Source organism: Mycobacterium asiaticum (genome assembly GCF_001668675.1).
In the GTDB taxonomy this organism is placed as follows: domain Bacteria; phylum Actinomycetota; class Actinomycetes; order Mycobacteriales; family Mycobacteriaceae; genus Mycobacterium; species Mycobacterium asiaticum_D.
Genome location: NZ_LZKQ01000100.1, coordinates 38,191 through 56,255, shown reverse-complemented (window position 1 = coordinate 56,255; position 18,065 = coordinate 38,191). Strand labels below are relative to the sequence as shown.

Genomic DNA, 18,065 nt, shown 5'->3' with positions numbered 1-18,065 from the left:
ACTACCCGATCGCGTGATCGAAACCGTTGTCATGCACCCATTTGCGGGCAACTTGGTCAGGATCTGCTCCTCCGTTACCGGATACCGCCGCATTCAGTTGGGCGATGCCTTCGGTGGTCAGCTTGGCCGACACGGCATCCAGCACGTCCTTGAGCCGGTCCGACTTCTTCTGCGAGTTCACCAGGGGCACGATATTGCCGGCTAAGAAGTTGTGCTCGGGGTCGGCCAGTACCACCAAGTGTTCCTGGACCACGGCCGGTGAGGTGCTGAAGATGTTGGCCGCGGTCGCCGTTCCCTCGACGAGCGCCCGCACCGTCACCGCACCACCGCCGTCGTTGATGGTGACGAAATTGCCCGGCGCGATGGCCAGCCCGTATTTCTGGCGCAACCCGGGCAGCCCGGAGGGACGCGTGGCGAACGCCGACGGCGCGGCGAAACGCACTTCAGCCGAGTGCGCCGCCAGGTCGGCGATGGTTTTGAGGTTCCACCGGGTCGCGGTCGCACCGGTGACCGTCACCGTGTCGGTGTCCGATGCCGGCGAGGGGGTGAGGATGGACAGATCGCCGGGCAACTGCCGGTAGAGCTCCAATTCGACGGCATCCAGGACGGTCACTTTGGACTTCGGTTCGAAGTAGAGCAGCAGGTTGCCGATGTATTCGGGCACCAGGTCGATGGAATGGTCCTTCAGCGCCGGGATGTACGTCTCGCGGCTGCCGATACCCATCCGACGACCGACGTCGAATCCGTTGGCCTGCAAGGCTTGTGCGTAGATCTCCGCGACGATCTCGGATTCGGGGAAGTCGCCTGATCCGACGACGATGGATTTCGGGCCGCCCATGCCGGACCCGAACGGATCGGGACTTCCGCACGCCGCAACCAGGCACGCCACCGCGGCGAGCGCCGCGCGCCGCAGCATCCTCACGATGCCGACACTATCCCGACCGAGATGCAAATGTTGGTTTCAATCCGTGCGGCGGGGGACAAAGATGGAGACATGAGCACCCCCTCTGGCTCGCCCCCGGCGGATCAGCCACCGCCACCGCCGCCCCGCCGCCCCGGGCCGCGGTCCCGCACGGCGCCGAACGACCCGGCCTCGAAGTTCACCCGCGCGGGCGCCCTATGGTCGGCGCTGATCGCAGGTTTCCTGATTCTGATTCTGCTGTTGATCTTCATCGCTCAGAACACGGCGTCGACGGCATTTACGTTCTTGGGCTGGCACTGGACGCTGCCACTGGGTGTTGCGATTCTGCTGGCCGCCGTCGTCGGCGGGCTGATCACCGTCGCCGCCGGCACCGCCCGGATCGTTCAGTTGCGCCGGGCGGCCAAGAAGAATTTGTCCGCCGTTCCGCGTTAGTTCAGCCTGGCGATCTCGGCCAGGCCGCGGGAGATCAACGGCGCCACCACCTCGGGCGCGTCGTCCGTCGAATCCGCCTTGCCGTCGGCCTCCTCGGCCATCCGCCGGCGGAAGTCGATCCCGGCCGCGATGATGGCGAGCTTGAAGTACGCCAGCGCCATGTAGAACTCCCACTGCCCGAGCGGCTGCCCGGACACCAGCGAGTATCGGTCGGCCAGTTCGTCGGCGGTGGGAAGCAGCGGCGAGGTCCACGCCGCCTGCGTGTCGATGATCAGGTCCAGCGCCGGGTCCCGGTAGACGCACATCAGGGCCGCGTCGCTGATCGGGTCGCCCAGGGTGGACAGTTCCCAATCCACCACCGCGCGCACCCGGGTGGGGTCCTGCGAGTCCAGGATGGTGTTGTCGATCCGGTAGTCGCCGTGCACGATCGACACGCGGCTCTGTTGGGGAATGCTTTGTTGCAGTGCGGTGTGCAACCGCTCGACGTCATCGTCGCGGCGGTCGTCGGGCAGCCGCACCAGCTGCCACTGCGATCCCCAGCGGCGCACCTGACGTTCCAGATAGCCGCTCGGTTTGCCGAAGTCGCTCAGCCCGACCGAGTCGGGGTCGACGTTGTGCAGGTCGACAAGGACTTGGATCAGCGCGTCGACACAACCGTCGATCGCCCGCCGGCCCAGCGACTCCAGCTGGGCACGACGGCGCACCACCTGTCCGTCGACGAATTCGACGATCTGGAACGGCGCGCCCAGCACCGACTCGTCATCGCACAGGGCGACCGTGCGCGCCACCGGAACCGGGGTGTTCTGCAGCGCGGCAACGACCTTGTACTCGCGGCTCATGTCGTGCGCGGAGGGCGTCAACCCATGCAGCGGCGGTCGCCGCACCAGCCAGCTCGTCGCGTCGTCGTACACGCGGAAGGTCAGATTGGAGCGGCCACCGGAAATGAATTCGCCGCGCAGCTCCCCGTCGCGCGCGATGTCGAGTGAACGCAGGTACCGGTCCAACGCGGGCAGATCGAGCCCGTTGAGTCGGTCAGTCGAGGTCACCGAACTTGTTTACCACCGACCAGCTAGGACCGTTGATTCCGGGGCAGCAGGTCCCAGACGTGTTCGGTGCCGTTGACCGACGCCACCGTCGCCTGACCCGACCGGGAGAACAGCAGCCGGGTCACCGAGGCGTAGTCGATCGGGAAGGACAACAGCCGCGCGGTGCCCAGGATTTCGTGCAGCACCACGTTGATCACACCGCCGTGGCTGAACGCCGCGATCGTCTCGTCCGGGTCGGCCGCGGCGACCAGGTCGTCGATTGCCGCGCGGACCCGGGCGCGAAACGCGTCCTCGTCCACGGCGCTGGGCAGATGCCCTTGCGACATGCGTGCCCATTCCTGCGGGAACTCGCTGCGGATCTGCTCGATCGGTATGTAGTGCGGCTGGTCGCGGTCGTATTCGGCGAGCCGATCGTCGATTTCGATGGACAACCCCCGAGCCGCCGCGACCGGCTCGGCGGTCTGGATGGCGCGCCGCTGCGGGCTGCTCACCAGCCGCGAGACGGGGAACCGGTCCAGCGCCCGAGGCAGCCGGGCGACCTGCTGAAAGCCGGTATCGGACAGTTCCGGATCGGAGCCCTCGCCATGATCGCTGCGCAGCGGCAAGGCATGCCGGATCAGGAGCAGTTGCATGCGGCAAGCCTCGCACGAGCGGATCCACCGGTCGCTCCGGCGGCGGAGAATGCTATTCTCCCAGCGGAGATTGGGGCGTGCGGATGGTGGCGATCGCCGGGGATGTGTTGGGGCGCTGGCTGGACGCCAATGACGCGCCGGGGCAGGGCGAGGAACCGGTACTGGATCCGCTCAGCGGTGGCTCGCAGAACACTTTGTACCTTGTGCGTCGCGGACCCGAGCGGATGGTGCTGCGGATGCCGGGCCCGCGCGCCGATGCGGCCCGGATCGACGGGTTGCTGCGCGAGATCCGGTTGGTGCGGGCGCTGCGCGGGACCGACGTTCCGCATGCGGAGCTGATCGCGGCCGACGAAGCCGGGTCGGTGTTGGGGCTGCCGTTCTACGTCATGCGCGCGATCGACGGTTGGAGCCCGATGGACGGCGGCTGGCGAGCACCGTTCGCCACCGACCTGCAGGCGCGGCGCGGGCTGGCTTTCCAGCTGGTAGAGGGTGCCGCGAAACTCGGCCGGGTGGACTGGCGCGCGCAGGGCCTCGAAGGCTTCGGGCGCCCCGAGGGCTTCCATGACCGGCAGGTGGACCGCTGGCTGAACTTCCTGGCCTCCTATAAGGTGCGGGAGCTGCCCGGCCTGGACACCGCGTCGGACTGGCTGCGCCGCAACCGTCCTGCGCACTACACCCCCGGCATCATGCACGGCGACTACCAGTTCGCCAATGTGATGTTCGAGCATGGGAAGTCTGCCCGGCTGGCCGCCATCGTGGACTGGGAGATGACCACCGTCGGTGACCCGTTACTCGACTTGGCCTGGGCGCTGCTGGGTTACGACGGCGAAGAGCCCCGCGCCGAGGGGTTCTACCTCGATATGGCCGGGATGCCGAAACGCAGTGAATTGCTCGATCACTACGAGTCGATCAGCGGATTGTCCACCGAGAACATCGATTACTACCTGGTGTTGGCGAATTGGAAGCTGGGCATCGTGTTGGAAAAAACGTATGCGGCCGGAGTGCGGACCGGAAAAGTCGATCCCAAGATCACCGGGGCGTTCGGACCGATGATCCTGCAGCTGATAGCGACGGCCGCCGAACTGTCCCGGACGGCGGGGGTGCGCTGACATGGGTTATGCCGACCAGCTTTTCGACCTCACCGACCAGGTGGTCCTGATCACCGGCGGCAGCCGCGGGCTGGGCCGGGAGATGGCGCTCGGAGTGGCGCGCTGCGGGGCCGACGTGGTGATCGCCAGCCGCAACATGGACAGTTGTGTGGCGGTCGCCAGGGAGATCGAGTCCGAAACCGGGCGCGCCGCAATGCCTTACCAGGTGCATGTGGGGCGCTGGGACCAGCTCGACGGTTTGGTCGAGGCGACGTACGACCGGTTCGGCAAGGTCGACACCCTGATCAACAATGCCGGCATGTCCCCGCTCTACGGCAAGTTGTCCGACGTCACCGAGAAGCTTTACGACTCGGTGTTCAACCTGAATCTCAAAGGTCCGTTTCGTCTTTCGGCGTTAGTAGGCGAACGGATGGTGGCGGCGGGGCGCGGTTCGATCATTAATGTGAGTTCCGCGGGGTCGCTGCGCCCGAGCCCCGACATCGTGCCCTATGCGGCGGCCAAGGCCGGGCTCAACGCGATGACCGAGGGCTTCGCGCGCGCCTTCGGTCCGACGGTGCGGGTCAACACGCTGATGGCCGGACCGTTCCTGACCGATGTCAGCAAGGCGTGGAATCTCGACGAGCGCGGTGACCAGATGTTCGGGCATCTGTCGCTGAAGCGTGCCGGTAACCCACCCGAAATCGTCGGCGCTGCACTATTCCTGGCCTCTGATGCGTCCAGTTTCACAACCGGCTCCATCGTGCGGGCCGACGGCGGCATTCCCTGACCTTGGCAGTCGTAGAAGACAGGAGCATCCGATGGCATGGGACTTTTCCACCGATCCCGAGTTCGAGAAGAAATTGCAGTGGGTCCGTGACTTCGTCCGCGAGGAGGTCGAGCCACTTGAGGTGCTGTTCCCGGGCTGCGAGTTCCTGCCGCTGAACGAAGAGCGGCGAAAGATCGTCGATCCGCTCAAGCAGCAGGTCCGTGACCAGGGCTTGTGGGCGCCGCATCTGGGCCCCGAACTCGGCGGGCAGGGCTTTGGCGCGGTGAAGTTGACGCTGATCAACGAGATCTTGGGCCGCAGCCCCTGGGCGCCAATCGTATTCGGAACCCAGGCGCCCGACACCGGCAACGCGGAGATCCTGGCCCGCTTCGGCACCCAGGAGCAAAAGGACCGCTACCTGGCCGGTCTGTTGTCCGGCGAGATCTTCTCCTGTTTCTCGATGACCGAACCCCAGGGCGGCGCCGATCCGCGCGTCTTCAACACCCGCGCGGTAAAGGACGGGGACGACTGGGTGATCACCGGGCGGAAGTTCTTCTCCTCCAACGCATCCGTCGCCTCGTTCTTTATCGTCGTCGCGATCACCGATCCCGACGTACCGGTTCACTACGGCGCCTCCACATTTTTGATTCCGGCCGGCACACCGGGCCTCACCATCGAGGCCAATCACCACTTGGTCGGATCGGATCCCCATGAACCGGGACACGCCTTGGTCCGCTACGACGACGTGCGGGTGGGTGCGGACGCGTTGCTGGGCAAGCCCGGCCAGGGCTTCCTGATCCTGCAGACACGGCTGGCCGGCGGCCGGTTGCATCATGCGATGCGCTCGATCGGGTTGGCCCAGCGCGCCGTCGAGATGATGGCTCGCCGTGCAAAAAGCCGTTTCACCCAAGGTAGTTCGTTGGCCGACAAGCAGCTTGTGCAGGAGTTCATCGCCGACTCCTACACCGAGCTGACACCGTTCCGGTTGACCGTCCTGCACGCCGCTTGGCTGATCGACACCGGTGACGACCGCGCGGCTCGCGCCGAGATCGGCGTCTGTAAGATCCTGGCCTCGCAGGTGCTCAAATCCATTGCGATTCGGGCGATTCAGGTGCACGGTGCGCTCGGGCTCAGTGACCAGCTGCCGTTGGTGAACATGCTGCTCGGCGGCATCGCGCTCGGGCTGGCCGACGGGCCGACCGAGGCGCACAAGGTCAACCTGGCCCGCATGCTGCTCAAGGGCTACGAGGCCGAGGAGGGTGAATGGCCCAGTGAGATGCTGGACGTCCGCCGCGAGGCGGCCCGCGCAAAGTACGGCGACCTGATCGATCGCGTTCCGGCACTGCCGGATTCACCGTGAGCGATCGGGTCACCGCGGCCGGCGAGCGCGCGCTCGACGATCGGCAGCGCGAGGCCACCGAGGAGGTGGAACGCATCCTGGCCGCGGCGGTCCGCGTCATGGAGCGGGTGGCGCCCGAGCCGCCGCGGGTCAGCGACATCGTCGCCGAGGCCGGGTCGTCGAACAAGGCGTTCTACCGGTATTTCGCCGGGAAGGACGAGCTCATCCTGGCGGTGATGGAGCGCGGCGTCGCGATCGTGGTGTCCTACCTGCAGCATCAGATGGCCAAGCACCAACGTCCCCGAGACAAGGTCGCGTGCTGGATCGAGGGCACCGTGGCACAGGTTGCCGACCCGCAGCTGAGCAGCATGAGCAGTGCCGCCGCCCGGCAAATGTCGAATGGCCCCGTCGCGGACCAGGAGATGTTGCGGCCACTGCGTGACCTGCTGGTCGAGCCGGTCACCGCACTGGGCAGCTCGGACGTCCATCGAGATGTCAACGCGGTCTACGGGTGCACGATTGCGATGATGCGACGGTATATGGGCTCGGCCGACCGGCCCGGCTCAACGGACATCGAACATCTAGCGCAGTTCTGTCTGCGCGGACTGGGAGTCGATTGATGCGCGCGATCGTGTGCAATGCCTACGGCCCGCCGGAGGACCTGGTTTTGACCGAGGTCGCCGATCCGGTGCCGGCGCCGGGTCAGGCGTTGGTGCGGGTGCACGCCGCGGCGGTCAACTTTCCCGATGTGCTGTTCGTCGCGGGCAAGTACCAGGTGCGGATCCCGCCGCCGTTCACTCCGGGCAACGAGATCGCCGGTGAGGTGGTGGCGGTCGGCGAGGGCGCCTCGTTGCAGCCGGGCCAACGGGTCTTCGGTACCACGTTCGGGGCCTTCGCCGAGCTGGCACTGCTGGACGCGACCATGGCGCAGACCGTTCCCGACGGCGTCGACTTCGGTTCGGCGGCGGCCTTCGGGGTCACCTACCGCACCGCTTACCACGCGCTGCGGTCGGTAGCCCGAGTGACAGAGGGTGATTGGGTGGTGGTCCTCGGCGCCGCCGGCGGAGTCGGCCTGGCCGCGGTGGATCTGGCGGTGGTCATGGGAGCACGGGTGCTGGCTGCCGCGTCCAGCCCGGAGAAGCTGCAGTTGTGCCGCGAGCGTGGGGCGCAGGCCACCGTCGACTACGACAACGAGGATCTGAAGCTTCGCATCCGCGAACTCACCGGAGACGCCGCGCGCGTCGTGCTCGACCCGGTCGGCGGGCCTTACGCGGAGCCGGCGCTGCGCGGCCTGGCACGCGGGGGCACCTTCGTCACCCTGGGCTATGCGGCGGGCACGATTCCGGCGATCCCGCTCAACCTGGTGATGCTCAAGGACGTCACCATCCGAGGCATGGAGATCCGCACCTTTTTGGACGACTATCCCGAGGAGTGCACTCGCGATATCGCTGAGCTGTCGCAGCTGTTCGCCGACGGCAAGATCCGCCCGTACATCGGCGCACGGTTTCCGTTGGCCGAGACCGCCGCGGCCCTGCGCTATGTCGCCGACCGCAAAGTGCTGGGCAAGGTGATCATCGACGTCACCTAACTGTGCCGAGCAGACGCGGAAGTACCCTTTTGGGGCCCATTTTGGGGGCTTTAGCGTCTGCTCGCGCAGGGAAAGGCGCCCCCCATTGATTCAGGGGGTGACGATGTTGAAGTTGGCATCCGGCTGTTCGAGCACCGCCAACAACGACTGCAGTGCCGCCTGGTCACCGGACAACTCGAGCCCCGGCGACGTGAAGTCACCGATCGCGACGAGCAACAGCCGAATTTTGTTGGCCAGCTTGACCGTAACGGTCGCGGTAGCGGGGTCGGCGGCCGTCTTGCGGTGCACCAGTACACCGTTGCGCAGCGTCAGCCGGTAGTTAGTGCCGACGTCGTCGAACGTGACGTCGATGGCGATGTCCAGGTCCCAGCTGCCGGGTCCGTTAACCCTGATGGCCAACCCGTCGAAGACCTGTTCGGGCGTCAACTGCGCCAGCAGGGTCGGTGAGGTGACCTGCCCTGCCGTGCCGAAGTTGCCCACCCGCAGTTCGGTTGCGCCGCTCATGAAGAAGTTGCGCCAGGTGGCGTTCTCCGCGCCGTAACCCAGTTGCTCCAAGGTGTCGGCGTACAACTCCCGCGCCGCGGCATGATGCTGGTCGGTGAACATCGCGTGGTCGAGCAGCGTCGCCGCCCAGCGAAAGTCGCCCGCATCGAACGCGGTTCGGGCCAGCTCGACCACCCGGTCCAGACCGCCCAGCGCTTCGACATAGCGTGGCCCCAACGACTCTGGCGGGTGCGGCCACAGCCGGCCCGGATTTCCGTCGAACCAGCCCATGTAGCGCTGGTAGACGGCCTTCACGTTGTGGCTGACCGATCCGTAATACCCGCGGGCATGCCAAGCCTGGTCCAATGCCGGTGGCAGCTGGAACATCTCGGCGATCTCCACGCCGGTGTAGCCCTGATTGAGCAACCGCAAGGTCTGATCATGCAGGTAGGCATACAGGTCTCGCTGCAGCGACAGGAATTCGACGATGCGCTCGTATCCCCAGGTCGGCCAGTGATGGGAGGCGAACACAACGTCGGTGCGGTTGGCGAAGGCGTCGATGGCCTCGGTCAGGTAGCCCGCCCAGGCGTGGGGGTCACGTACCAGCGCGCCGCGCAGCGTCAACAGGTTGTGCAGGTTGTGCGTGGCGTTCTCGGCCATGCACAACGCGCGGAATTGCGGGAAGTAGAAGTGCATTTCGGCCGGCGCCTCGGTGCCGGGCGCCATCTGGAATTCGATCTCGACACCGTCGATGGTGTGCGCCTCCCCGGTGACCCGGACGTCCACCGTCGGGACGATCAGCCCCACCTCGCCGGTGGACGGCGTCTGGCCCAACCCGCAACCCACCTGTTCCTTTGGGCCGCGCGCCAGTTGTGAGCCATACATGTAGGTCGCGCGGCGCAGCATCGCCGGGCCCGCATACACGTTCTCCTGCACGGCATGTGCGGTAAAGCCCTCCGGCGCCAAGATCGTGACCTTGCCCGCGTCGACGTCGGCTTGCGACGTCACGCCCAGCACGCCCCCGAAATGGTCGACATGGCTGTGGGTGTAGATCACGGCGACCACGGGCCGGTCGCCGCCACGATGCGTGCGATAGAGCTCCAGCGCAGCGCGCGCCACCTCGGTGGACACCAGGGGATCAATGACGATGACCCCGGTGTCGCCCTCGATGAAGCTGATGTTGGAGATGTCGAAGCCACGGACCTGATAGATGCCCGGCACCACTTCGTACAGACCCTGTTTGGCGGCCAGTGTCGACTGCCGCCACAGGCTGGGGTGGACCGAGGTCGGCGCGGGGCCGGTGAGGAAGGAGTACGCGTCGTTGTCCCACACCACCCGGCCGTCGGCGGCCTTGATGACGCACGGCGACAGAGCGGCGATGAAGCCACGGTCGGCGTCGTCGAAATCCCTTGTGTCGTCCAGAGGTAGCGTGTGCGTGCGGTGTGCCGATTCGATGACTGCGGTGGGCGGCTTGTGCTCCATCGGCATTACCTTGCCAAAAGCGTGCAGCCTCGAAAAGGCAAAACAAATTTTTCGCCGAATCTAGAATTTCATCCACTTACCGCGCATACTGCCGGGGCGGTCCTCAAAGACGATGGGCCGGTTTACGGGCAAAGGAGCACAGGTGAAGCGTGGACTGACGGTCGCGGTAGCCGGAGCGGCCATTCTGGTTGCGGGTCTTTCCGGATGTTCGAGTGACAAGCCGAAATCGGGCGGCGGGTCTGCAAGCGCGACAAGTAGCGGAGGCGGCAGCGCCTCTGGCACAAAGGTCCTCATCGACGGGCAGGACCAGCACGTCACCGGGTCCGTCGTATGCACGACGGCGGCCGGGAACGTCAACATCGCGATCGGAGGGCAGGAGGCCGGCATCGCCGCGGTGCTCACCGACGCCAATCCCCCGGAGGTCAAGTCCGTGGGACTCGGCAGCGTCAACGGCGTAGTGCTGGGTTACACCGCCGGAACCGGCCAGGGCAAAGCCGAAGCCACCAAGAACGGCAACGTTTACAAGATCACCGGAACGGCCACCGGTATCGACGCGGCCAACCCGATGTCACCGGTCAACAAGCCGTTCGAAATCGACGTCACCTGCTCCTAGAAAGCTGACGTCCTAACCTGACGACGACGCGGCCGGCTGCCGTCCATTGCTCGGCAGCCGGACCGCGAATTCGGTGTGTCCGGGTGAGCTGTTCACGGTGATCGTTCCGTTGTGGGCCTTGACGACGGCCGAGACGATCGCCAGACCCAGTCCGGTGCTGCCGCCCTTACGGGACCGCGAGGTGTCGCCACGAGCGAACCGTTCGAACACCTCCGACTGCTGGTCCTTCGGAATTCCGGGGCCGTTGTCGATCACCTGCAGCAGCGTGTGCGTTGGCGCGGCGCTGAGACGAGTGGTGACGACGGTGCCTGGCGCGGTGTGGATGCGGGCGTTGGCGAGCAGGTTGGCCACCACTTGGTGCAGACGGGCCTCGTCGCCGGTGACCATGACCGGTTCCGGCGGCAGGTCGAGTTCCCACTGATGATCCGGCCCGGCGATGTGTGCGTCGCTGACGGCATCCACTGCCAACCGGGACAGGTCCACCGGTTCGCGTTCCAAGGGTCGCCCGGAGTCCAGCCGGGCCAACAGCAGCAGGTCCTCGACGAGACGCGTGATCCGTTCGGTCTCCGACGCCACCCGACTCATCGCGTGCGCCACCGCTTCCCGGTCGTCGCCCATGCGCTGCGCCAACTCGGTGTAGCCGCGGATCGCGGCCAGCGGCGTGCGCAGTTCGTGGCTGGCGTCGGCGACGAATTGGCGAACCCGGGTCTCGCTGGCCTGCCGCGTCGACAGCGCCGCCGCGATGTGGTCGAGCATGCGGTTGAGCGCGGAACCGAGTTGGCCCACCTCGGTGGCGGGGTTCGCATCGGGTTCGGACACCCGTACCGGCAGCTCGACCTCACCACGGTCCAACGGCAGATCCACCACCTTGGTCGCGGTCTGGGCGACCCGTCGCAACGGCGCCAACGCTTGACGGATGATCACCGCACCGGCGGTGGTGGCCGCGACGAGCGCGATCAGAGTCACGATGCCGAAAATGATCAGCATCCGGAGTTCGGTGGCGTCGATGTTGGACATGGACAGACCCGTGACGATGACGTCGGTCCGGTTGCGGCTCGGAGCGGCGACGACGCGGTAGCGCCCGAGGCCGTCGAGGTCCAGGGTGACCGGTGTGCGGCTGCCGGCGATTTGCTCCAGCTGGTGCTGCGCCGTCGGCGTCAATGCGTCCCGCGCGCCGCTGCCGGTCAGATATCCGGCGTCCACTGTCCTGCCGTTGCTGACCACCGCTGCAACCATGCCGGCCGGCTGGCCGGGCGCGTCGAGAAACCTTGGGCCCGGGCCGGTCTTGACATAGCGCGGCTCGTGGCGGCGCGGCGGTTCGGGATACAGCAGCGACGAACGGTAGGAGGTGCCGCTGAGTTGGCTGTCCAGTTGGGCCACCAGATGGTGGCGCAGTGCCAGTTCGGTGGCCGCGGTGATGCCGACGCAGACGATGGCCAGGACGGCGATCTGGCCGACGAGCAGCCGCAGTCGCAGCGACCAGACCCGGGGCCCGCTAGCGCGCCGGCTTGAGGACATAACCTGCACCGCGCAGCGTGTGGATCATGGGTTCGCGTCCGCTGTCGATCTTCTTGCGCAGGTAGGAGATATAGAGCTCGACGATGTTGGATCGCCCGCCGAAGTCGTAGCTCCACACGCGGTCCAGGATCTGCGCCTTGCTCAGCACCCGCTTGGCGTTGCGCATCATGAACCGCAGCAACTCGAATTCGGTGGTGGTCAACGAGATCGGTTCACCGGCGCGAGTCACCTCGTGGCTGTCTTCGTCGAGCACCAGGTCGCCGACGACCAACTGGGCGCCGCTGTCGACCGTGGTAACCCCGGTGCGGCGCAGCAGCGCGCGCAACCGCAGCACGACCTCCTCGATGCTGAACGGCTTGGTTACGTAATCGTCTCCGCCAGCGGTCAATCCGGCGATGCGATCCTCCACGGCATCCTTGGCCGTCAGCAACAGGACCGGCAATCGGGGATTCTCCCGGCGCAGCTTCTGCAGGACTTCCAGGCCGCTCATGTCGGGCAGCATTACGTCCAGAACTACTACGTCGGGGCGTTCGGCGCGGGCGGCCGCAACCGCCGAGGCACCGTCACCGGCCGTCGCGATGTTCCAACCCTCATAGCGCAATGCCATTGACACCATCTCGGCGAGAACGGGTTCGTCGTCCACCACCAGCACGGTGACCGGTTGGCCGTCCGCGCGGCACATGACCACGCGTTCAACGGAACTTCTGGGAGCCGCCACGGGTTCCAGTATCCGTACCCGGATAGGGCAACGCTATGGCATCCCTGTGCTTGACCTGTGAAACGCAAACGGCCGCGTGACCGTTGATGCGGTCACGCGGCCGTTTCCCCGATGCTGTGTTAGTACCAGTAACGCCTGCCGGCCACTGGGCGGCCGACCGAACCCATGGCCCACATCACCGCGCCCACAATGAGCAGAATCACCCCGAGCACGGTCAACAAATGCACGCCAAACACAAATCCGAGGATGAGCAGGATGGCACCGACGACAATCATGGCGATTTCCTTTTAACTAGCAGGGATGTGATCAATTGATTGCAGGGCGCTCGGCTGCGGTAACTGCGGCGCGTGGCAATCCTTTACTTTTGGATTTACGCCCATGTAATTCAAAGGTCCGGCAATCACCGTGACCGCAACGGTTCCCGCTGAGGCACAACTGGTTTCCTGACCTTTGAAGTAGCCGCGCTGCCAGGCTGCGAGGATCCCTATGAGCAGCCAGATCAACACAATCGCACCTAGAATTCCGCGACCTCGCACCATGGCGGCCTCCGTTGTTCCCGAAACAATTCCCGTGCAGCACAGCGTTGCCCGTTGTACGCGTGCCTAAACCTGAAAAGGGGCGTAATCTCGCCTCTCAACCCGTTCTAAGCGGGGTGATCAGCGAGCCACATTGCGGCGCGCCTTTTGGACGCACGGGACAACCATGCGTCCTGAATCAGTTCCGCCAACTCGGTGACGCTGATGTCGGCCAACCGGGCGCCGCGCACCAGCACCGAGGGGTGCCCGTCGAAATGGCTGGTGCTGAAGAACGGCGAGTTGGGGTCTTGGATCAACGCCAGCTTGTCGCTTTCGGACTCCACCCACAGCATGATCACGTCGGGGTAGCGTTCCCCGGTCGCCGGATCGACCGCATCCGGTTGCGGAGTTCGGAAGAACACGAACGACTTTCCGCCCACCTGGTAGATGGCGTTGCCCTTCGGCCCCTCGAGCTTCTTGACATGCGGCATCGCGGCGGCGAGCCGGTGCACATCGCTGACTTTCGCGGGCCGATCAGCCATGCCCGCGACGATACCGGCGGACGTGGCAGTCCCCGCTGTAGCATGGGCGATCGGTAAGGGGTTGCAGTAGAGGGGGATTGCGCCGCGGTGGTTGACACGCTGTTCGCCGATGTCTCGGAATATCAAGTGCCAGTTGATGATTCGTACCCGTACCGGGTCTTATCGATCCGGGTCAGCGACGGCACCTATCGCGACCATAACTTCGCGCGTAATTACGCGTGGATGCGCGATGCTTTGGACAGTGGGCGATTGACCTTCGGGATTGTCTACACCTACGTCCGCCCGAACTGGCTGGCAAATGCCAACACGGTGCGGTCGATGATCGACGCCGAAGGCGGCCTGCATCCGCGGGTGGCGCTGATGCTCGATGTTGAGTCCGGGGGCAATCCGCCTGGCGACGGGTCGAGCTGGATCAATCAGCTGTACTGGAATCTGGCCGATTACGCAGGCTCACCGGCCCGAATCATCGGTTACGCCAACGCCTATGACTTCTTCAACATGTGGCGCGTGCGCCCACCCGGGCTTCGTGTCATCGCCGCGGGCTACGGATCCAACCCGAATCTGCCCGGGCAGGTGGCCCACCAGTACACCGACGGTAACGGCTACAGCCCGAACCTGCCGCAGGGGGCGCCGCCGTTCGGCCGGTGCGACATGAATTCCGCCGACGGGCTGACACCGCAACAATTCGCCGCCGCGTGCGGCATCGGGACGAACGGAGGACCATTGATGGCACTCACCGACGACGAACAAACCGAATTGCTGACCAAGGTGCGGCAGATCTGGGATCAGCTGCTCGGCCCCGACGGGGCGGGCTGGCCACAACTCGGCCAGAACAGCCAAGGCCAGAATTTGACGCCGGTCGATGCGATCGCCGCCATCAAGGGCCAATTGGAGGGCGGTTCGTCGACCGAGGGTTAAACGCCGGACTCGCCGAACACCACGCCGCCAGCACCGCCGGTTCCGTCGGGCCCGTCAATCCCGTCAACGCCGCCCGCGGGACCGCCCACGCCACCGGCTCCCCCCTGACCCCCGGCCCCGCCGTTGCCGATCAGTCGAGAGGCGCCGCCATTACCGCCGCTGCCACCATTGCCACCGGGCTGCCCGTCTTGGCCGACACCATTGATGCTGGTCGCTCCACCGCTTCCACCTGCCCCGCCGGCACCACCGTTGCCATAGAACCAGCCACTGCTTCCACCAGATCCGCCGTTGCCGCCCCCACCGCCGACACCGGGGACGCCGTCGGCCGCAACCGTGCTTGCACCGGTCCCGCCGTTACCGCCAGCCCCGCCGTCGCCGATCAGCAACCCGCCAGCACCACCCGCACCGCCAGCACCGCCGGTGCCTCCCACGGCGCCAGCGATCCCGCCGTCACCGCCCGCACCGCCGGCCGCACCGGTGCCGAACAGTCCTGCCCCGCCACCTGCCCCGCCCGTGCCGCCGGTTCCGCCGGTGATGGCGAAGTATAAAGTGCCGTCGGCTTTCAGGCCGCGGCCTGCGCCGCCGGTGCCGCCCTGCCCTCCGACTCCCGCGTTGCCGGCCAGCCATCCGGCTCTGCCGCCGCTGCCGCCGTCTCCGCCGTCTCCGGCAACGCCGGGGCCAAATGATCCGGCGCCGGTTTGTCCGCCCGCGCCGCCCGCACCCCCGGCGCCGCCGTTGCCCAGCAGGCCGGCATTGCCACCTGCACCGCCCGCACCGCCGCTGCCGCCGACGATCCCAACCAAGTCACCCTGGTATTCGAATGCACCGTCGGCACCCGCTCCGCCTTGGCCGCCGGCACCGGCATTGCCGTAGATCCACCCGCCGTTACCGCCGCTTCCTCCGGATCCACCGGCACCGCCGCCCAAAATCCCTGGCGCGCCACCGGCTCCCCCGGCGCCACCTATCCCACCATCGCCGAATAGCCCGGCCGCGCCGCCGGCGCCGCCCTGTCCGCCCGCGCCGCCCGAATATCCTTCTGCTACCAGCCCTCCTTCGCCACCCTGACCACCTGCTCCGCCGTTGCCGGACAACCACCCACCAGCACCACCCGCGCCGCCGGCGCCGCCGCGCCCTGCGACGGTGCCGGCCGCCATTCCAGCTCCGGTGGCGCCACCGTCCCCGCCAACACCACCGGCACCACCGGCGCCCAACAGCCCGGCGGCGCCACCCGCACCGCCTGCTCCGCCGTTTGCGCCATTAGCGCCGGGCCCGGCGGCCAAGGCTGTCCCGCCTGCGCCGCCGGCACCACCGTTGCCGTACAACCAGCCGCCCGAGCCACCGGCACCGCCGGCCGCACCGGCCCCGCCGGCGCCACCCAACCCGCCGTTGCCAATCAGTCCCGCCGCGCCGCCAGCTCCGCCAACCGCCCCGTCGGCTATTTGGGAGAACCCATTGCCACCATTTCCGTAAAGCAACCCGCCGGCACCGCCGTTCGGACTCGCAGCCGTCCCGTGGGCTCCGTCACCGATAAGCGGCCTGCCCAGCAAAGCCTGAGTCGGCGCGTTGATGGCGTTGAGGAAGTCCTGCTGCGCCGACTGCAGCGCGACGTTGGCCGCCTCAGCTGAGGCATAGGCTCCGGCTGCCCCGGTGAGCGACTGCACGAACTGTTGGTGGAAGGCCGAGAGCTGCCGACTCAGGGCTTGGAACTGCTCGCCGTGCCCGCTGAACAACGCCGCTACCGCCGCGGATACCTCGTCGGCGCCCGCCGCCAAAACGTTCGTGGTCGGTGGTGCGGCCAGCCTGCCAGCCGAAGCCAGCATCGAGCCGACGCCGGCAATGTCTGCGGCTGCCGCAGCAACCGTTTCCGGGACTGCCACCAAAAACGACACGGTCACCCTCCTCGCGCGTTTGTCAGGACCATGAACGAATCGAGGGATTTGACGATAGCGTCATTGCGCGGAATGGATAGGGATTTCGGAATGAGTGACAGGAAATCCAAAAGGTAATTAAGCCGCTTGCGCGGTCAGCCGAATAAAGTCCGACGCGTCCCGTCCGCGCCAGAATCTCCATCGGTACCGTCGGCAACCGAGCCACCGACACCGCCGGTCCCGCCGAGGCCGCCGACACCGGCGTTTCCGAACGGCCCGGCACTGCCACCGGCGCCGCCATTGCCACCCGCGCCGCCGACCGAAGCCCGCAAGGTAGCTAAGTCCGAGTGAATCCCGGGCCCGCCAGCTCCGCCGCGACCACCGGCACCGGCGTCGCCGAACACCCCGCCGCCGGCGCCGCCGGCTCCGCCATTTCCGCCAATTCCGGCAGTTGCGTCATACTCGGTAACTGACCCCGGCAGGGCCGAGAAGATCACGTTAGGCGGAACTACCGGGACTTCCGGACCAGGGAATCCGCCGGTTCCTCCGGCTCCACCCGTTCCGCCGGCGCCGATCAACCCCGCCGATCCGCCCGCGCCCCCGTCGCCCCCGATTCCGGCAGTGGCGAATGCGACATAGAGGGTGTCACCATCCTGCACATAGGCATTCCCGCCATTCCCCCCAGCGCCACCGGCGCCGCCGTTGCCGTAAATCATCCCGCCGCGACCCCCGACGCCGCCTGCGCCGCCATTGCCCAACGGTGGCGGCGGGGCGCCACCCGGATTGACACCTGAACTTCCGCCCACCCCACCAGCGCCTCCGGCGCCGCCAAGTCCGAACAGTCCGGCCGCACCACCCGCGCCACCGGCACCACCGCTACCAGCCAGGTCGGTCAGCGTCGCGAGCGAACCGCCTCCACCCTGACCGCCGGCCCCACCGTTGCCCAACAACCATCCCCCGTTGCCACCCGCGCCGCCGGCGGCACTCAGACCGCCATTGCCCCCAACACCGCCATTGCCGATCAGTCCTGCCGCACCACCGCGCCCCCCGACGGCACCGGCCGCCGTCTGCGAGAACCCGTTGCCGCCATTGCCATACAGGAGCCCACCGGCGCCGCCGTTCGGGTTCGCCGACGTTCCGTGCGCGCCGTCCCCGATCAGCGGACGACCCAACAAAGCTTGCGCGGGCGCATTGACTGCCGCCAGCAGCCGTTGCTCGGCGGCGTTGGCGGCCTCGGCCATCGCGTAGGAGTTCGCGCCCACGTTCATCAGCTGCACGAATCGCTCGTGAAACGCGCCCATCTGCGCACTGAACGCCTGGTATTGGCGCCCATGGCCGGCGAACAGTGAGGCGATCGCGACCGACACCTCGTCGGCGCCGGCGGCCAGCACGCCCGTTGTCGGCAGGGCCGCCGCGACGTTGGCCTGACCCAGGGTCGAGGCGAGGCCGGACAAGTCCGCTGCCGTCGAAGCCACCAGTTCGGGAACTGCCACCAGATACGACATCGCCACCTCCGCAACCTCGGCTTAGCCTTGGCGGAAAGTAACGGTAGCGTCAACTAACAGTTCGCGGGCAACTTCGGAGCGGTAAGAGTC

Annotated in this window: 19 protein-coding genes; 8 read left to right on the top strand and 11 right to left on the bottom strand. The window is 66.8% G+C overall.

Annotated elements, in window-relative coordinates:
• Position 1: 1 nt before the first annotated feature.
• Positions 2-916 (bottom strand): ABC transporter substrate-binding protein, encoded by a 915-nt coding sequence (locus A9X01_RS09050; RefSeq protein WP_065120408.1) that lies wholly within the window; start codon positions 914-916, stop codon positions 2-4.
• Positions 917-994: 78 nt separating this feature from the next.
• On the opposite strand from A9X01_RS09050, the gene A9X01_RS09045 reads away from it, so the two are divergent.
• Positions 995-1,354: a LapA family protein gene (locus tag A9X01_RS09045; protein WP_065120407.1), complete on the top strand. Its 360-nt coding sequence runs from the start codon at positions 995-997 to the stop codon at positions 1,352-1,354.
• Here the strand turns inward: A9X01_RS09045 and A9X01_RS09040 are convergent.
• Positions 1,351-2,400 (bottom strand): phosphotransferase family protein, encoded by a 1,050-nt coding sequence (locus A9X01_RS09040; RefSeq protein ID WP_065120406.1) that lies wholly within the window; start codon positions 2,398-2,400, stop codon positions 1,351-1,353. The genes A9X01_RS09045 and A9X01_RS09040 overlap by 4 nt on opposite strands.
• 23 nt (positions 2,401-2,423) lie before the next feature.
• On the bottom strand, positions 2,424-3,032 hold the full coding sequence (locus A9X01_RS09035; protein WP_065120405.1) for a histidine phosphatase family protein: 609 nt from the start codon (positions 3,030-3,032) through the stop codon (positions 2,424-2,426).
• A gap of 83 nt (positions 3,033-3,115) precedes the next feature.
• Here A9X01_RS09035 and A9X01_RS09030 point away from each other — a divergent pair, with 83 nt between their 5' ends.
• The 5 genes from A9X01_RS09030 to A9X01_RS09010 are packed head-to-tail and all read left to right on the top strand — an operon-like array spanning position 3,116 to position 7,813.
• Positions 3,116-4,141, top strand: coding sequence for a phosphotransferase family protein (locus A9X01_RS09030; protein ID WP_065120404.1), 1,026 nt, complete (start codon positions 3,116-3,118; stop codon positions 4,139-4,141).
• A gap of 1 nt (position 4,142) precedes the next feature.
• Positions 4,143-4,907, top strand: a complete 765-nt coding sequence (locus tag A9X01_RS09025; RefSeq protein ID WP_065120403.1) for an SDR family NAD(P)-dependent oxidoreductase — start codon at positions 4,143-4,145, stop codon at positions 4,905-4,907.
• A 31-nt stretch (positions 4,908-4,938) separates the two neighbouring features.
• Positions 4,939-6,246 carry an acyl-CoA dehydrogenase family protein gene (locus tag A9X01_RS09020; RefSeq protein WP_065120402.1) on the top strand — a complete coding sequence of 436 codons (1,308 nt, stop codon included), beginning with the start codon at positions 4,939-4,941 and terminating at the stop codon, positions 6,244-6,246.
• On the top strand, positions 6,243-6,845 hold the full coding sequence (locus A9X01_RS09015; RefSeq protein ID WP_065120401.1) for a TetR/AcrR family transcriptional regulator: 603 nt from the start codon (positions 6,243-6,245) through the stop codon (positions 6,843-6,845). Before A9X01_RS09020 ends, A9X01_RS09015 begins: the two co-directional genes overlap by 4 nt.
• Positions 6,845-7,813 carry an NADPH:quinone oxidoreductase family protein gene (locus A9X01_RS09010; RefSeq protein WP_065120400.1) on the top strand — a complete coding sequence of 323 codons (969 nt, stop codon included), beginning with the start codon at positions 6,845-6,847 and terminating at the stop codon, positions 7,811-7,813. The genes A9X01_RS09015 and A9X01_RS09010 overlap by 1 nt, the downstream gene beginning before the upstream one ends.
• 90 nt (positions 7,814-7,903) lie before the next feature.
• Here the strand turns inward: A9X01_RS09010 and A9X01_RS09005 are convergent, their stop codons facing one another.
• Positions 7,904-9,784: an alkyl/aryl-sulfatase gene (locus A9X01_RS09005; RefSeq protein WP_065120399.1), complete on the bottom strand. Its 1,881-nt coding sequence runs from the start codon at positions 9,782-9,784 to the stop codon at positions 7,904-7,906.
• Between the two features lie 136 nt (positions 9,785-9,920).
• Here A9X01_RS09005 and A9X01_RS09000 point away from each other — a divergent pair, with 136 nt between their 5' ends.
• Complete coding sequence (locus A9X01_RS09000) at positions 9,921-10,391, top strand: lipoprotein LpqH (RefSeq protein ID WP_065120398.1); 471 nt, start codon at positions 9,921-9,923, stop codon at positions 10,389-10,391.
• A 12-nt stretch (positions 10,392-10,403) separates the two neighbouring features.
• Here the strand turns inward: A9X01_RS09000 and A9X01_RS08995 are convergent, their stop codons facing one another.
• From A9X01_RS08995 to A9X01_RS08985, 5 genes are all read right to left on the bottom strand, one after another.
• Entirely contained in the window at positions 10,404-11,909 is a 1,506-nt protein-coding gene (locus A9X01_RS08995) for a sensor histidine kinase (RefSeq protein ID WP_065120462.1), read from the bottom strand.
• Complete coding sequence (locus A9X01_RS08990) at positions 11,887-12,591, bottom strand: response regulator transcription factor (RefSeq protein WP_065034046.1); 705 nt, start codon at positions 12,589-12,591, stop codon at positions 11,887-11,889. The genes A9X01_RS08995 and A9X01_RS08990 overlap by 23 nt, the downstream gene beginning before the upstream one ends.
• A gap of 155 nt (positions 12,592-12,746) precedes the next feature.
• Positions 12,747-12,902: a DUF6131 family protein gene (locus A9X01_RS30430; RefSeq protein WP_099051174.1), complete on the bottom strand. Its 156-nt coding sequence runs from the start codon at positions 12,900-12,902 to the stop codon at positions 12,747-12,749.
• A 12-nt stretch (positions 12,903-12,914) separates the two neighbouring features.
• On the bottom strand, positions 12,915-13,166 hold the full coding sequence (locus A9X01_RS28925; protein WP_080697084.1) for a hypothetical protein: 252 nt from the start codon (positions 13,164-13,166) through the stop codon (positions 12,915-12,917).
• Positions 13,167-13,270: 104 nt separating this feature from the next.
• A complete protein-coding gene (locus A9X01_RS08985; protein ID WP_065120397.1) occupies positions 13,271-13,684 on the bottom strand; it encodes an MmcQ/YjbR family DNA-binding protein in 414 nt (137 codons plus the stop codon).
• 87 nt (positions 13,685-13,771) lie between these two features.
• Here A9X01_RS08985 and A9X01_RS08980 point away from each other — a divergent pair, with 87 nt between their 5' ends.
• Positions 13,772-14,602: a hypothetical protein gene (locus tag A9X01_RS08980; RefSeq protein WP_065120396.1), complete on the top strand. Its 831-nt coding sequence runs from the start codon at positions 13,772-13,774 to the stop codon at positions 14,600-14,602.
• Here A9X01_RS08980 and A9X01_RS08975 read toward each other — a convergent pair.
• Positions 14,599-16,491, bottom strand: a complete 1,893-nt coding sequence (locus tag A9X01_RS08975) for a PE family protein (RefSeq protein WP_065120461.1) — start codon at positions 16,489-16,491, stop codon at positions 14,599-14,601. The genes A9X01_RS08980 and A9X01_RS08975 overlap by 4 nt on opposite strands.
• A 134-nt stretch (positions 16,492-16,625) precedes the next feature.
• The gene (locus A9X01_RS08970; protein WP_081282290.1) at positions 16,626-17,975 is read right to left on the bottom strand and encodes a PE family protein; all 1,350 of its coding nucleotides are present in this window, start codon (positions 17,973-17,975) and stop codon (positions 16,626-16,628) included.
• Positions 17,976-18,065 lie beyond the last annotated feature (90 nt).

Bases quoted from the DNA above. Each gene is read 5' to 3' on its own strand.
- A9X01_RS08990 (WP_065034046.1), bottom strand. From the start codon at position 12,591: ATGTGCCGCGCGGACGGCCAACCGGTCACCGTGCTGGTGGTGGACGAC.
- A9X01_RS09005 (WP_065120399.1), bottom strand. From the start codon at position 9,784: ATGCCGATGGAGCACAAGCCGCCCACCGCAGTCATCGAATCGGCACAC.
- A9X01_RS09035 (WP_065120405.1), bottom strand. From the start codon at position 3,032: ATGCAACTGCTCCTGATCCGGCATGCCTTGCCGCTGCGCAGCGATCAT.
- A9X01_RS09025 (WP_065120403.1), top strand. From the start codon at position 4,143: ATGGGTTATGCCGACCAGCTTTTCGACCTCACCGACCAGGTGGTCCTG.
- A9X01_RS09050 (WP_065120408.1), bottom strand. From the start codon at position 916: ATGCTGCGGCGCGCGGCGCTCGCCGCGGTGGCGTGCCTGGTTGCGGCG.
- A9X01_RS08985 (WP_065120397.1), bottom strand. From the start codon at position 13,684: ATGGCTGATCGGCCCGCGAAAGTCAGCGATGTGCACCGGCTCGCCGCC.
- A9X01_RS28925 (WP_080697084.1), bottom strand. From the start codon at position 13,166: ATGGTGCGAGGTCGCGGAATTCTAGGTGCGATTGTGTTGATCTGGCTG.
- A9X01_RS09045 (WP_065120407.1), top strand. From the start codon at position 995: ATGAGCACCCCCTCTGGCTCGCCCCCGGCGGATCAGCCACCGCCACCG.
- A9X01_RS09010 (WP_065120400.1), top strand. From the start codon at position 6,845: ATGCGCGCGATCGTGTGCAATGCCTACGGCCCGCCGGAGGACCTGGTT.
- A9X01_RS09030 (WP_065120404.1), top strand. From the start codon at position 3,116: ATGGTGGCGATCGCCGGGGATGTGTTGGGGCGCTGGCTGGACGCCAAT.
- A9X01_RS08995 (WP_065120462.1), bottom strand. From the start codon at position 11,909: ATGTCCTCAAGCCGGCGCGCTAGCGGGCCCCGGGTCTGGTCGCTGCGA.
- A9X01_RS30430 (WP_099051174.1), bottom strand. From the start codon at position 12,902: ATGATTGTCGTCGGTGCCATCCTGCTCATCCTCGGATTTGTGTTTGGC.
- A9X01_RS09020 (WP_065120402.1), top strand. From the start codon at position 4,939: ATGGCATGGGACTTTTCCACCGATCCCGAGTTCGAGAAGAAATTGCAG.
- A9X01_RS08970 (WP_081282290.1), bottom strand. From the start codon at position 17,975: ATGTCGTATCTGGTGGCAGTTCCCGAACTGGTGGCTTCGACGGCAGCG.